The 13,127-nt window shown below is 39.5% G+C and carries 12 protein-coding genes and 1 pseudogene; 10 read left to right on the top strand and 3 right to left on the bottom strand.

The features are described 5' to 3' along the window. Nucleotides 1–13: 13 nt before the first annotated feature. Both GC102_RS24070 and GC102_RS24065 read left to right on the top strand, forming a co-directional pair. On the top strand, nucleotides 14–1,177 hold the full coding sequence (locus tag GC102_RS24070) for an efflux RND transporter periplasmic adaptor subunit (RefSeq protein ID WP_171691745.1): 1,164 nt from the start codon (nucleotides 14–16) through the stop codon (nucleotides 1,175–1,177). Between the two features lie 72 nt (nucleotides 1,178–1,249). Further along, on the top strand, nucleotides 1,250–2,632 hold the full coding sequence (locus GC102_RS24065) for an ABC transporter substrate-binding protein (RefSeq protein ID WP_171691744.1): 1,383 nt from the start codon (nucleotides 1,250–1,252) through the stop codon (nucleotides 2,630–2,632). A 577-nt stretch (nucleotides 2,633–3,209) separates the two neighbouring features. Here the strand turns inward: GC102_RS24065 and GC102_RS24060 are convergent. Further along, the gene (locus GC102_RS24060; protein ID WP_171691743.1) at nucleotides 3,210–4,490 is read right to left on the bottom strand and encodes an alpha-L-fucosidase; all 1,281 of its coding nucleotides are present in this window, start codon (nucleotides 4,488–4,490) and stop codon (nucleotides 3,210–3,212) included. Between the two features lie 328 nt (nucleotides 4,491–4,818). Here GC102_RS24060 and GC102_RS24055 point away from each other — a divergent pair, with 328 nt between their 5' ends. Genes GC102_RS24055 through GC102_RS24045 form a run of 3 tightly spaced genes read left to right on the top strand, consistent with a single transcriptional unit; the run spans nucleotide 4,819 to nucleotide 6,086 of the window. Then, on the top strand, nucleotides 4,819–5,487 hold the full coding sequence (locus GC102_RS24055) for a cache domain-containing protein (protein ID WP_171691742.1): 669 nt from the start codon (nucleotides 4,819–4,821) through the stop codon (nucleotides 5,485–5,487). 22 nt (nucleotides 5,488–5,509) lie between these two features. Next, entirely contained in the window at nucleotides 5,510–5,968 is a 459-nt protein-coding gene (locus GC102_RS24050; protein WP_171691741.1) for a sensor histidine kinase, read from the top strand. Beyond that, nucleotides 5,943–6,086, top strand: a complete 144-nt coding sequence (locus tag GC102_RS24045; RefSeq protein WP_246321084.1) for a hypothetical protein — start codon at nucleotides 5,943–5,945, stop codon at nucleotides 6,084–6,086. The genes GC102_RS24050 and GC102_RS24045 overlap by 26 nt, the downstream gene beginning before the upstream one ends. A gap of 59 nt (nucleotides 6,087–6,145) precedes the next feature. On the opposite strand, the gene GC102_RS40710 is transcribed toward GC102_RS24045, so the two are convergent. Both GC102_RS40710 and GC102_RS40705 read right to left on the bottom strand, forming a co-directional pair. After that, nucleotides 6,146–6,370: a helix-turn-helix domain-containing protein gene (locus tag GC102_RS40710; protein WP_171691828.1), complete on the bottom strand. Its 225-nt coding sequence runs from the start codon at nucleotides 6,368–6,370 to the stop codon at nucleotides 6,146–6,148. Continuing rightward, nucleotides 6,331–6,453: pseudogene (locus GC102_RS40705) on the bottom strand (AraC family transcriptional regulator); the annotation flags it as partial. The pseudogene GC102_RS40705 and the gene GC102_RS40710, both read right to left, overlap by 40 nt. Before the next feature lie 152 nt (nucleotides 6,454–6,605). Between GC102_RS40705 and GC102_RS24035 the strand changes: the two are divergent. The 5 genes from GC102_RS24035 (at nucleotide 6,606) to GC102_RS24015 (ending at nucleotide 13,125) form a co-directional block, all read left to right on the top strand. Beyond that, nucleotides 6,606–7,928 carry an ABC transporter substrate-binding protein gene (locus GC102_RS24035; protein ID WP_171691740.1) on the top strand — a complete coding sequence of 441 codons (1,323 nt, stop codon included), beginning with the start codon at nucleotides 6,606–6,608 and terminating at the stop codon, nucleotides 7,926–7,928. A 93-nt stretch (nucleotides 7,929–8,021) separates the two neighbouring features. Beyond that, nucleotides 8,022–8,888, top strand: a complete 867-nt coding sequence (locus GC102_RS24030) for a carbohydrate ABC transporter permease (RefSeq protein ID WP_246321083.1) — start codon at nucleotides 8,022–8,024, stop codon at nucleotides 8,886–8,888. Between the two features lies 1 nt (nucleotide 8,889). Next, on the top strand, nucleotides 8,890–9,720 hold the full coding sequence (locus GC102_RS24025) for a carbohydrate ABC transporter permease (protein ID WP_171691739.1): 831 nt from the start codon (nucleotides 8,890–8,892) through the stop codon (nucleotides 9,718–9,720). Nucleotides 9,721–9,939: 219 nt separating this feature from the next. Next, nucleotides 9,940–11,526 carry a sensor histidine kinase gene (locus tag GC102_RS24020; RefSeq protein ID WP_171691738.1) on the top strand — a complete coding sequence of 529 codons (1,587 nt, stop codon included), beginning with the start codon at nucleotides 9,940–9,942 and terminating at the stop codon, nucleotides 11,524–11,526. 15 nt (nucleotides 11,527–11,541) lie between these two features. Continuing rightward, nucleotides 11,542–13,125, top strand: coding sequence for a response regulator (locus tag GC102_RS24015; protein ID WP_171691737.1), 1,584 nt, complete (start codon nucleotides 11,542–11,544; stop codon nucleotides 13,123–13,125). The last annotated feature ends 2 nt before the right edge of the window (nucleotides 13,126–13,127 follow it).

The raw sequence follows: 13,127 nt of genomic DNA, 5'->3' as shown, positions 1-13,127 counted from the left end.
AGGAGGTGATCACATGAACGTTCGTGTGGTAGAGCGTGTTGAATCTAATCCGAAGCGAAAGATCAAACTCGTATTTATCCTATGTATTGCTGCACTGCTCATCCTCACTCTTTACAGTAATACACTCTTAACGATGAATCTTCCCAAGGTTTGGGCTGAAGAAGGTAGAACGGATCCGCTTTCGCTAAATTACAGTGGCAGTGGTGATCTTCAGCCACTCAGCGAAGTGGAGCTGTCCAATAAGGCTGGATGGATGGTCAAGGATGTACAGGTGAAGGCAGGCGAACACGTCACCAAGGGACAAACCCTAGTGACTTACGATAGCAAAGAGGCAGAGAGTCGAATTCAAGATGAAGAGGTAAATCTCTCTCGTCAGAAGCTAATGATGGAAGGCTTGCAAGAACGCTACATCGCAGCCGAAAAAAGCGGGGATGAGTTGACGATTAGCAGCGCCAAACGAGAGATTGATATCGCGCGTTTGGAAATGGGCGCGCAGGAACGTAAAATACGAAATTTACAGGAAGACTTGGAGCGCTTTAGGCAGGTTGTAGCTCCTTATGACGGCGTTGTCACAAAGGTAGCTGCCGTGAAAGACATGCCTTCTGGCAGTGCCGGGCGGGATGTTATCGTGTCTAATTCGAGTTTAGGTTTTCAATTGGCTTTACCAATGCCTGCATCCATCGCAGATCTGTTGGAGCTTGGAAGCAAACAGAATGTTGAGGTGAAGATTAAAGGAGTTATTCAATCCTTAGAAGGTGTAGTTACAGGAATTGAACCTGCCGAAGCAGGTCATACGACTGCTCCTGCAGGTGATGGAGGAGACAGCAATACGTCTAAACCCAAATCTCAAAAACGAGTCTTAGTGACAGTACAAAGTGCAGAGTTACAGGGTGGTGAACAGGCAACTATGAAATTTAGTAAGTCTACTTCAGTGGGCAATGGGGTACTTTTACCCAACAAAGCCATTCACGGTGAGATTGCAAACAAATATATTTTTGTCATTGAAGAAAAGAAAAGCCCGCTAGGCAACACGTATCATGCTAGCAAAGTGGCAATTGAAGTAGGCGAAGCCAATGAAGATTCTGTGATTGTCCTTAAGGGAGCTTATTCAGGTCAACAAATCATTGTTGAAAGCAGTGAACCGCTGCAAGATGGCAGCAGAGTAAGAAAAAGATAAATGTTTAAATCCTAATGGAGAGTGGGAGTTAATATGAAAAAATGCTTAAATATAATTATGAGTTTGGTAATCATGTTGAGTTTGGCGGCTTGCAATGGCAGTACAACAACAGTAAGCAGCAGTAAACCAGTAAATACAGACGTAGGAAATAAGGACTCCGCGGCTAACTCGAGTAGTCCTAGTACGGCAGGGAATGAAGGTCCAATAGAGGATGAAAATAAAGACAGCAAGAAGACTATAATTATCTCCATCCTTTCCACAACTGATTTCTACAAACAGGCAAAGCAAAAATACGAAGCAACCCATCCAAATACGACAATACAATTTAAGGAATTTATTTCAGCATCAAATGGAAATGGTGTCATGAGCGATGCCGAAGTTGAGAAGTACATCAAGCAGACCACAACAGAGGTCTTGTCGGGTAAGGGAGCAGATCTATTCGCTGTTACCACCGTAGACCTGCCGATAGATACGTATGTCAACAAAAAAACGTTCGTAAACTTAGATGAATTCATAAAAAAAGATAAGTCCTTTGACACAAATCAATATCATATGAACATTCTTGAAAATTCAAAAATGAACGGCGGACTCTATGTTCTGCCAACCAAATTTCACTTGCAAACTTTGTTCGGGGATAAGGTAGCTATTGAGAAAGCTGGCGTCAAGATCGAAGACAAAAATTGGACATGGAGTCAGTTTGCGGATGTAGGAAAATCACTAGCCGCTAAGGGGGTTCACTCCTATTCTTTAGGAGGCTTGGAACCAGAGAATATGCTCAATTCACTAGTGTCGGACAATTATGCTCAATTGGTAGATGGAGCTAAACATAAAGCGAATTTTGATTCCACGGACTTTACCGATCTCCTTAAGCGTGTAAAGAGTTTGTATGACGAGAAAATCATTTCAGCTAAACCCTTGCCTCCTCAAGATAGCAATTTTAATCTTTCGGAGATATATTCCCCAACAGATTACCTAGCACGTCTTGCTATATACTATAAAAACGGAACTGTTTATCAGAAGCCGCATACGGCTGAGCAGAAATCAGGAGTTGCATTTGGCGGGCTTCAAAACGTTGCCATGAATTCGAATTCAACTGTCAAAGCAACAGCGTGGGATTTCATGAAGTTTCTCTTGTCCGAGGAGATGCAAGGTATCCCTCAACAATTAGGTTTCTCCATTAAAAAATCCGTAAATGAAAAGATGATCGAAGATCTAGTCAATGAAGCAAAAAAAGGAGCGGTTGATACTGGTAAGGGTGGAATCGTCCAAATTTCAGAAAAGGATCTTCAGATACTGAAGACGATGATAACTGAAGCCAGTCTCCCTGTAACTTTAAGAAACAAGGTTCAAACGATCATTGGCGAGGAAGCAAAAGCTTACTTCACTGGGCAGAAGACTGCTGAAGCCGTGGCCAAGCTGATACAGAACCGAGTGACTACTTATATGAATGAATGATTTAAACGAGCTTAAAATGACGTTGTCATTAATTGTAGCGCTCGACCATTGTCCGTTGAAGCAAAAGTAATTGCATTTTGAATTCCTCCACTCAACTCCTGTTAATTTTCACCTTCTTGAAAGCAAATATAAAACCCGCCAAATCATGGCGTAAGCAAAGCTTACCACTTATTTGTACGGGCGCTTAATCTGCTTAGATGCGCTGGGATGATCTGCTGAGAAGTCGATTTCTGACTTCTCGGACTCTTTTGAAGAGCTTCGGCTCGTATAGCTCTTGCTGTAAGCGCGGTTTTCGCGCTTATTTGTTCGGGCGCAGCAGATTAAGCGCGTTTTCCGAGCTTAATCTGCTTGGACGCGCCGGGATGATCTGCTGAGAAGTCGATTTCTGACTTCTCGGGCTCTTTTGAAGAGCTTCGGCTCGTATAGCTCTCGCTGTAAGCGCGGTTTTCGCGCTTATTTGTTCGGGCGCTCCAGATTAAGCGCGTTTTCCGCGCTTAAAAATCATTTTAATCTAACTGACAGCATTTCGTAAAATTCCACTTCATTATGCCCGAGGACTGTTTGCTGCAGTTTACCATTAATGTCCGTACGTACTGGAACTGCCAATCTCAGGCCAAATCGGTGATATTTCAAAGTCAACGGCAACCACTGTCATGAAAGGGTCACACTGCTCCGCTTTCAGGTCAATCCACGTGACTTGCTCTGTTTTTTTCCAGAAGGATGGTGATCTATTCACTTTAAACGGTAATTCAGCACCTGTTGTGAGCAATCGTACTTGCTGCACTGCTCCGACTACACCACGTAATTCGACTCCCTCTCGTGGAATGTCACTTACATACAAATAGATGGTGTTTCCCTTACAGGTTACAGGTCCATAGAAACAAGCAGGTGAATGTACTGGCGGCCTAGTTGTCCCATATACGGCTTCCCCTGAGTATGATAGCCATGCACCAATCGCATCCATCCTTTTTATCGATTCTTCCGGCCATGTGCCATCTGCCTTAGGTCCAACATTGAGGAGTAAATTACCACCTCTGCCACATACCTCGGCTAACACTTTTAACAGCTGAAGCTCGCTTTTATAGGTTTCGGTATTCGGATGATAAGCCCATTGATGATTAAGGGTCATGCAGGCTTCCCATAGTCCTGTTGGCGGATTATGAGGGATAAACTGCTCTGGCGTCTCATAATCCCCAGCTCCAGGCAGTCGATCGTTTACGATCAAATGCGGCTGTAAATTCAGCATCATTTGCTTTACTTCCGAGCTTCTCCAACGATCTGCTCCAAACGCCGGTACATCAAACCACATCAAATCGATTCTTCCATACTGAGTCAACAGCTCACGAAGCTGCTCCATATATCGTTTATGGAACTCATACCATCGCACAGGGTCATAGCTGTTAGGTTTTGGTGACTGAATACCAGTACTAATCGGGATGGTTGCAAAGTCAGGATCATGCCAATCGATCATCGTAAAATACAAACCTACTTTGAGTCCTTCTTTGTGTAGGGCATCCACGTATGGTGCAATCAAATCCCGTCCTGGACCTGTCTTTGGAGCGCAATAATCCGTCGTCTTCGTTTCGAATAAACAATAGCCATCATGATGCTTGGTTGTGAGCACCGCGTATTTGGCTCCAGCCGCCTTAATCCGCTTTGCCCAGTCATAAGGATCATAAGCGTTAGGATTGAATTCCTCAGCCATCGCCTCATATTCATTTACCGAAATGTGCTGAGAGCTGTGCGGCATTAATGGCCACGATGCTTCAATTTCTTTCGTCGAATAAGTTCCCCAGTGAAGAAAAACACCAAACTTCGCTTCATTAAACCATTGCGCTTCCGGATGATGATTGGCCATTTAAAGTTCTCTCCTTCATTTGTTCATCTGTCAATAGTTAAATGCTTTTTTTCACCGTGAATACACTTAAGAAATCGTTGTCATCACTTAGAAATATTACAGTATTCGGCGTATTTTGTATTTGCTTAATCGTCAATTATTTGTACAATCGTCATATCATTTACTTTTGAATTTTACGTATAAGGTGGTGACCGTGATGGAATTCGTCGTCCTTAAAAGGTCTAGCACAATATCAGTTCGTTTCCCAATATCCTAACTATTGCTATGGCAAAAAACTTTCTAACACACTATGATAGGTGTATCTTTAAGAGTTATATGGAGGACTCCTATGCGACTTATACATACCATGCTGAACTTTTTTGACTATAGAAATCAAATAAAAAAGAAATTAATATACATTGTAAAGTCCAACATTGAAAACTACATGAATGAGATAGAGAAGATTACGAAAGCCCCCGACTATTCCACGGAGATCCAACAGACCCTGCAGAGTTTGAAATATAAGGTTGGGATTCAAAGAAAGGAAGCCGAGGAAAAGCTTTTTAATACGGTGGATGTTTTAATCGGCCTAAGGAGTGATATTGTCGGCATTTATATCTTTGACGATACGAATAATAAGTACTACAAGACATCCAGAAGCGATATAACCCCATTCTATTCATTTGTCGATCAGCCATCGTTTAGAAGGATGAAAGAATTGAAAGGGGAACGTGTTATTATCCCTACCCATAAAGCCGACTATTACGTCACACAAACCCCGCGATATATCTTCTCCATCGGGAGAAGTATCCTAAGTAAAGAAAATAAAGAAGAAATCGGTATTATGTACGTTGACCTTGACTTGGATGTCATACGGAAGATTGTATCTCCGCTTCAAAACAACAATAACCAATTTTATATTTTGGACGGAGACAGAAACTTAGTTTACAGCAATGACCAAGAAGGGCTCGGGGAACCGTTTCAATCCTCTTGGCTGCCCCCCTCATTTCTTGTATAATACACTGAATTCAATTAGCTGCATGGCCGAAATCAAAGGTGTTCAGGAGATCAGTGTCATCTGCACGACTGTAAGCGATTTATTTCGTTATAGCATAAAGTCTGGATCTGAATTGGTGCCATTATCGGAAGAGATTGAAAATATTAGAAATTACATGACGATTCAAAGCATTCGGTATGAGAATCGCATCGAGGCGATCTACCAACTGGAGGATGGTGTTCTTCAATATCAACTAATGAAATTTACCCTGCAACCGATTGTTGAAAATGCGATTTTCCATGGCTTGGAGCCGAAGATAGGTAAAGGGATGCTGGTCGTTAGCGCACAAAAAGAAGGGGATCATCTGCTTATTAAAATCTTTGATAATGGAGTTGGCATACCCGAGAAAAAAGTTCATGAGATCTTACTAACTCTAAAAGGAGGAGTGGAGGCCTCCGGATGCGTTTCTAGGAACGATGGGAGAATTGCTCAGTGCCATTGAAGAAGAGCGCGAGCCGGAACATAGTGTTCAAGATAATTTACTTACGCTGCAGACGCTGTTTGCTGCTTATCGGTCTATGGAAGAAAATCGCCCTGTTTGGCTCAAGGAAATTGTTTAAGAGAAAAATAAAGCCTATCCCCCTTCTGAACGAGAGCAGGGGATTAGGCTATTGTTGTTTCACCTATTTAACGTATTAAACTGCTCCGGCGTTTCCCCTGTTATTTTCTTAAATGCGTTTGAGAAATGGGGGACGTCTGAAAATCCGCAAAATTGTGCGATATCTTCCATGGTGTAGTCCCCTTGTTTGAGTAATTCCTGGGCATGCTGAATGCGCAAATGTAAAAAATATTGATGGGGGAAACGCCGAATTTTTCTTTGAAAAGTGCAGAAAACCTCGAAGATGAGAGCCGTGCTCTCTTTGCCATCTCATCAAGCGATAACGATTCCGAAAGATGGTTATAAAAATACGAAGTGATCCAGTTCAAAGATTTAGGTTAGTTTAAATCAGGACATATCGTATCATAAAAAAATGCATTAATATTCCTAGTAAAGCATTAATTATTACACTTTTTGTCGTAAGGTCTTCAATTTATAATTTAAATGTAAGCGAAAACATTTTACGGAGGGGTAATAGAAAATGAAAAAGTTCATTACGCTTGGGTTGACAATACTTTTAAGCTCTTCGATAGTTGGATGCAGCAAATCTTCTAATTCAACGGATGCCACAAAGGCTCCAGTAGCTACAACAGCAGCTACAACAGCAGCTACACCAGCACCTGAGAAGCCAGCTGAGTTAAATGTACTTGTATTTGAATCACCGAACCTTACGGCGCAATACTGGGATGCAGCTATTAAGCGATTCACGGACAAACATCCGAATATTAAAGTTAATAAAATCGTATCGCCTGACGTCGATCGTACGAAATATGCGAAGCAGCTACTTGCGACGGGACAATTTCCAGACGTACTGATGTCGGTTAATTTGCAAGATTTCATAGGCTCCAAATCCTTGATGCCCTTTGAAGCTCAAGATATAGCGAAATTTCCAGGGGCAATGGGAACTGCTATCGATGGAAAGGTTTATCAGCTTCCAATGGGCGCACAAGTGATTTCTTATATCTATTACAATAAAAAGATGTTTGAAACTGCTGGGGCTACTGAGCCTAAAACTTGGAAGGAATTTGTGGACGTAGTTGAAAAATTGAAGAAAACAAATGTTACACCGTTGTTATATGGTGGTGCTAAAGATCCATGGTCGACAACATTTATGCTTGATGGAATTATCAGTGCAGATGTGTTTGGTAAAACTCCTGATTGGGTGAGCAAGCGTAAAAAAGGCGAAGTGAAATTCTCTGATCCCTTGTTTAAGAATGCGGTACTTAAATGGAAGAGTCTTTATGATGCTAAAGCCTTTAATACAGATGGTTTAAGTATTGGATATGCCCAATTACAGGAAGCATTCCTTAAAGGCAAGGGTGCAATGTACCCGATGGGATCATGGTTTACTTCTGCAGCTGATGCTCAAAAAGATATCAACGTTGGTGTGTTCCCGATCCCAACTGAAGACGGTTCCACATTTATTCCTTATAACGTTGGTGGCGCTGCTTCTGTTAGTGCTACGACGAAATTCCCAAAAGAAGCGCAAATGTTCGCGGTTGAATACTCATCAGATCCTGAGAACGTAGGTAACCTCGTGAAAGGTGACGGACTAATTCCTTTAGAGGGTGTAAAGGTTAATGTTGAATTATCCCCATTATTTAAACAAGTTGTTGAATTAAGTGGAAAAGGCAAAAAAGTGAATACATTTGGCTGGGAAACGGGTGATTCATCCATGATCGCTGGCATGACGGATGAAATTAATAAATCTGCTCAGAATATCATTCTTGGGAAATCCGTTGACGAAGAGCTAGCAGCTCTAGATAAAAAATGGGATGAAATCAGCTCAAGAATGCCGAAATAAAGAGAAAAAAAGCAAATAAACATTTTTATTGAATGGGAAGAGGGAGTGAGATTCTCTCTCCCATTCTTTAAATCTGAGGGGTGTGTGGGGAAATTGCGTAAGAAATTAGCTGACTTTTCAATCTTCGTATCGCATGGACTGATTATTTATGTCGTATTTGTCATCTTACCTATTCTACTTTGTGTGTACTATAGCTTTACTAATTTCAATCCGCTGTATCCCAGCTATAAATGGGTAGGCCTTCAAAACTATATGGATCTACTGAAAGATAATGATTTTGGTCATACCATTATCGTAACTTGCATCATTGCTTTCATTGTCACCATTGCCTCCAACGTATTGGGTTTACTATCAGCTATGCTAGTGAATGTTCAGAGTTGGATTTATAATGCGTCAAGAACGATTTTTTTTACACCGCAAGTATTAAGCCCCGTTATTGTAGGGTTTATATGGTCGATCATTCTTACCGATGATGGTGTATTAAATAAGGTATTAGATATATTCGGGTTAGGTGGAACGAGTTGGCTGTCCAACACAGACGTGGTCATCTATTCCATCTGTGCAGTTATAATTTGGCAATCAATGGGCTTCTGTACAGTTGTATTCTTGGCTTCCTTGCAAAGTATACCTAGTGATCTGTATGAAGCAGCTAAGATAGATGGTTGTAATCGCTTGCAAAAGTTTCAGCACATTACATTTCCCTTACTAGCTCCAGGAATTACAATTAATACAGTGATGCTGTTAATATCTAGCTTTAAAGTGTTTGATCATGTCGTTGTTTTGACGAATGGAGGACCCGGAACCACAACGGAAACAATTTCCTTGAAGATTATTAACATGGGTTTTGTTGAGAATCAAATGGGTTATGCTTCCAGTATGGCCGTTATTCTGTTCCTTCTTATTAGCGTAATCTCTGTTCTTGTTGTCACCACGTTGAAGCGCAGGGAGGTTGAATACTAAGATGACATCCAAATTTAAAACAAGAATTCATTTGTTATTTACTTTATGCATAACTTTTGTGTTTTTCCTACCTTTATATCTGGTACTTGTCAATATTTTTAAAGAGAATGCTGCCATTTCAGCGAATCCGTTAAGCTTTCCAGTTCAATTCACATTGGACAATTTAAAAGCAGTTCTCACAAGACCGGACCATCTACTGTACAACAGCATGTGGAATAGTTTCGTGATTACGATACTAACTTTAAGCGTTGTTATCTTTTCCTCATCGATGGTAGCTTATTATTTGGTAAGAAATGATAGTAAGAAGACTAGGCTATTATTATTGTTTTTTCTACTTGGTTTAATGGTACCAACTACGATTATTCTTATTCCAGTGGTAAAAGTGCTAATCGCTGTCCATCTGATGAGTACAAAGACAGGACTCATTATGTTTTATGTGGGGTATTATATTCCGTTTGGTATTTTCATGTACGCTGGTTTTATCAAGACGATTCCGCGTGAACTGGATGAAGCTGCCTCCATTGATGGATCAGGACCATTACGAACCTTTTGGAGAATCATCTTTCCTTTACTAGGTCCATGTACGTCAAGTGTCGTTATTTTCATCGGATTATGGGTTTGGAATGATTTTTTAAATCCTTTAATTATTATAGGTCCTGTAAAGGGAACAACGATTACAGCTGGAATCTATCGCGTCATTGGGCAGTTTTCAGTAAATTGGGGGCAGATGTTCTCCATGATGTTCTTAGCCTCCTTACCAATCATTGTATTGTATCTAGCACTGCAAAGACAGTTTGTAGAGGGCATCACATCGGGTTCTTTAAAAGGGTAATGGCGTAATGGATTGACTTCTAATGGGAGAGTATCATACATTTACATTGGCTCCAATCCATTATAGAAGGGCAGCAGATATCCTATGTTCAGATACTTCTTGCGACAAATTTACGCCATAAGAATCTCCTTGTTCGCTAAATTGTTTATCATTATGATCATTATCCAATCCTGCATCATACTTTTGTTAGGACAGCTCAATATTAACAGAGTGGATCAAATGATTCGAGATCGAGAAATGGATTATGATCGTAATGAAATGATTAGTCTGGAGGCGGCCTATAATCTAAAATTGAACCAAGTTCGTTCATTTGTGTTCTCTTTATTTTCTGAGTCCAATCAAAGTGAATCCATGTTGAAAAAAATAGATAATTATATCAAAAATGATCCAGTTAATGGGATCAGATTGAAAGCAGAAATTGAACAATTTTTTCAATCGATGACGTATACGGATGAGAAAATACAGTCTATTTTGTTTAACCGAGAACGTGATGGCGAGAAGTTCTATTTCAATCGATATTTTGATCCCAGTACGTTGCTAAATTTTAATGACATAGTTCATTTTACTGGAAATGAATATGTGAAAGTTTACCCGTACAAGAATTTACTTATATTCTTTTTAAAAGTAAATGATCCCTTATCGGTAAAAATTTCAAATGTAGGCACATTAGTGATTAGCGTGGACATTGGATTTTTAGAGAAAAAAGGAAATTTCCTTAAAGAAGATTCGCTAATCGAATTGAAGAACGAATATGGCTCATTACTCATAGGGGATACCAAGCAGTTTCCCGAGGTAGCTCAGGGATATATCGATAGCCGTCTTTTGGATTCCAACAATTATTTTATAACAGAAGTCAAGAATTCAATAGATAGCATGGGATTTACAATGTTAATTTCTCAAAATAATTTGAAGCAATCGATTTCTGCCATGCGAAAAAATCAATGGATAACACTATTGATAGTCATATTGTTAAATGTTTTTGTTGCTTTTTACGTTTCCAAACGACTATCCAAAAGAGTGAAAGTTTTAACTCGCAATATGCGTATGTATCAACCCGATGAATACCATAGACCGATTCCTATTTTGAAAGACGATGAATTTACCATTTTAGAAATAACTTTTAATCAGCTCACCTTAAAACTTTCGGAATACATTCAAAAGGAATATGTGCAGGAAATTAAAGCAAAAGAAACGGAATTGTATCTATTGCAGTCTCAGGTAAATCCCCACTTTTTATCTAACATGCTAGAAATCCTCAGAATGCAAGCGATTAAAGAGGGGCAACCACAAATTGCGGATACGATTTATGAATTGAGCGAGATTTTCAGATGGAATATTAGAAATAAAGAAATGATGGTTACGCTATTTGAGGAAATTTATTATGTTGAGCTGTATCTGAAGTTACAAAAAGTCAGATTTCCAAAAATGACATTCGAGATCCAATTACCTAATGTGCTCCAAAATTATCGAATGGTAAAATTCACTATACAACCTATCATAGAAAACATATTTAAACATGCTTTGGATAAAAAGAAGCAAGTCCATATCCAAATCATAGCCCAAGAGCATAATGGCAATCTTCATGTGAAGATCCAGGATGATGGTAAAGGGATTTCTGAAGAAAAACTACTCGATATCACGAGGCAATGCGACATACCATTATTAGAATCAAAAGCGCTTTCATCAATCGGAATTTTCAATGTACATGCCAGACTTCGTTTAATATTTGGCGAAGAATACGGTCTTCAAATCAGCAGCACTCTTAATGAAGGGACGGAAGTACGGTTAATTTTGCCGAAAACTTAAGGTGATCCGATGAATATGACCATTCGAAAAGTAATTATTGTAGACGACGAGCAACTTATTAGAGAAACGCTTCCCTCGATGATGGATTGGGAGAGCTTAGGATTTGAGGTAGTTGGATTATTCGAAGACGGTGAGGATGCTTGGCAATTTCTGCAGACGCACGGGCAAATTGATCTGGTCATTACAGATATTCAGATGGATGTGTGTACTGGTCTTGAATTGCTGAAAAGAATACGAAGCATGAATCTGCACACGCGAGTCATTATGATTAGCGGCTACGATGAGTTTCAATACCTTCGTAGTGCCATGATGCTAGGCATAGACAATTACTTATTAAAGCCTATTAACGAGGATGAATTAAGGAGTTCTCTACAGCAAGTGCAGGAACATTTCTTGATTGAATATCAAAAGTCACAGGAAATGAATGAAGGCATTAAACTCATGAAAAACAACATTCTAAATCAAATTATTACGGATAATTACTCGATTCGTGATGTGAGGGAAAAATGCAGAATGTTAGGTATTGACTTGGATGAAGGCGGCTTTCAAGTTGTTGTCATGGATACGATCGTCAGACAAAATGCAGTTCCATTATTAGAGGAAAAATATTTGGGTCAATTTGCCATCATCAATATGACACAGGAAATTTTGAGTAGTGACAAAAAAATAAATGTATTCGGACATCAAAATGGTCAAATTGTTGTTATCTTTTCCAGAATCCAGTCAGAAAGCAAAGAAGCGATTAGGTTAAGAATGGAAGAGGTTTGCAGTCTCATTGAACGGATTCTTAAAATAAAATTGGTTGTTCTTATTGGCAAGCCCTATACATCTTGGAGAGAGATCAGCCAATCCTTCTTAAGTGCAATGGAGTTACACGATTATCGCTATTTCGTTGATCAATCGATCATCATGGACTATGGCCAAAAGGACGTTGGAACTAAGAAGGAAACGTTATCTAAGCAACTGGGCATGAACCAATTACACGATCTTCTAGATAACGAAGAATACGAACATGCCGAGAAAATCTTGCATCGAATAGGCATTCTGATTCAAGAAATCGTGGTGCGGGATCTTCTCTTGATGAGATCTGTTTTCATTGATTTTACACTTGTGTGTATGAGTAAATTACGTCAATTGGAGTTTGAAATATTAGAACACAATCATACGTTTCCTAAAGTGATTGATACCCTATTTGAGACGGATACAAATGAAGAATTGTTGAGTAGATTTATGGGAATTGCAACTTATTTACTGCAAACTATGCAGCAATTAAAAGTAAACCGGAGTACTACGATTGTTGAAAGAGTGATTGAATTTATTGACTCTCATTACATGGAAAATGTATCGATTCAATATTTATCTCAAAACTTCCATATATCTGCACCTTATTTAGGAAAACGACTCAAGATTGAACTAGGAAAAACGTTTAATGATTACCTGAATTTCGTACGAATAAACAAAGCTAAAAATCTGTTATTGCTATCAGATGTTAGCACGAAAGAGATAGCTGAAAAAGTAGGGTATGCAGAGCCTAACTATTTCTATAGTCAATTTAAAAAAATAACAGGGAAATCACCAACTGAATTCAGGAGAGGATGAGG

Origin of the sequence: Paenibacillus germinis (genome assembly GCF_013141785.1) — a bacterium.
Lineage (GTDB): Bacteria > Bacillota > Bacilli > Paenibacillales > NBRC-103111 > Paenibacillus_E > Paenibacillus_E phytorum.
The sequence above is the reverse complement of the archived record's forward strand: the minus strand, read 5'-3'. Positions and strand labels throughout refer to the sequence as shown.

Excerpts from the sequence above, each read along its gene's own strand:
- GC102_RS24050 (WP_171691741.1), top strand. The coding sequence starts at position 5,510 with ATGGCCGAAATCAAAGGTGTTCAGGAGATCAGTGTCATCTGCACGACT.
- GC102_RS24055 (WP_171691742.1), top strand. The coding sequence starts at position 4,819 with ATGCGACTTATACATACCATGCTGAACTTTTTTGACTATAGAAATCAA.
- GC102_RS24025 (WP_171691739.1), top strand. The coding sequence starts at position 8,890 with ATGACATCCAAATTTAAAACAAGAATTCATTTGTTATTTACTTTATGC.
- GC102_RS24020 (WP_171691738.1), top strand. The coding sequence starts at position 9,940 with ATGATTCGAGATCGAGAAATGGATTATGATCGTAATGAAATGATTAGT.
- GC102_RS24045 (WP_246321084.1), top strand. The coding sequence starts at position 5,943 with ATGGGAGAATTGCTCAGTGCCATTGAAGAAGAGCGCGAGCCGGAACAT.
- GC102_RS24035 (WP_171691740.1), top strand. The coding sequence starts at position 6,606 with ATGAAAAAGTTCATTACGCTTGGGTTGACAATACTTTTAAGCTCTTCG.
- GC102_RS24065 (WP_171691744.1), top strand. The coding sequence starts at position 1,250 with ATGTTGAGTTTGGCGGCTTGCAATGGCAGTACAACAACAGTAAGCAGC.
- GC102_RS24015 (WP_171691737.1), top strand. The coding sequence starts at position 11,542 with ATGACCATTCGAAAAGTAATTATTGTAGACGACGAGCAACTTATTAGA.
- GC102_RS24070 (WP_171691745.1), top strand. The coding sequence starts at position 14 with ATGAACGTTCGTGTGGTAGAGCGTGTTGAATCTAATCCGAAGCGAAAG.
- GC102_RS24060 (WP_171691743.1), bottom strand. The coding sequence starts at position 4,490 with ATGGCCAATCATCATCCGGAAGCGCAATGGTTTAATGAAGCGAAGTTT.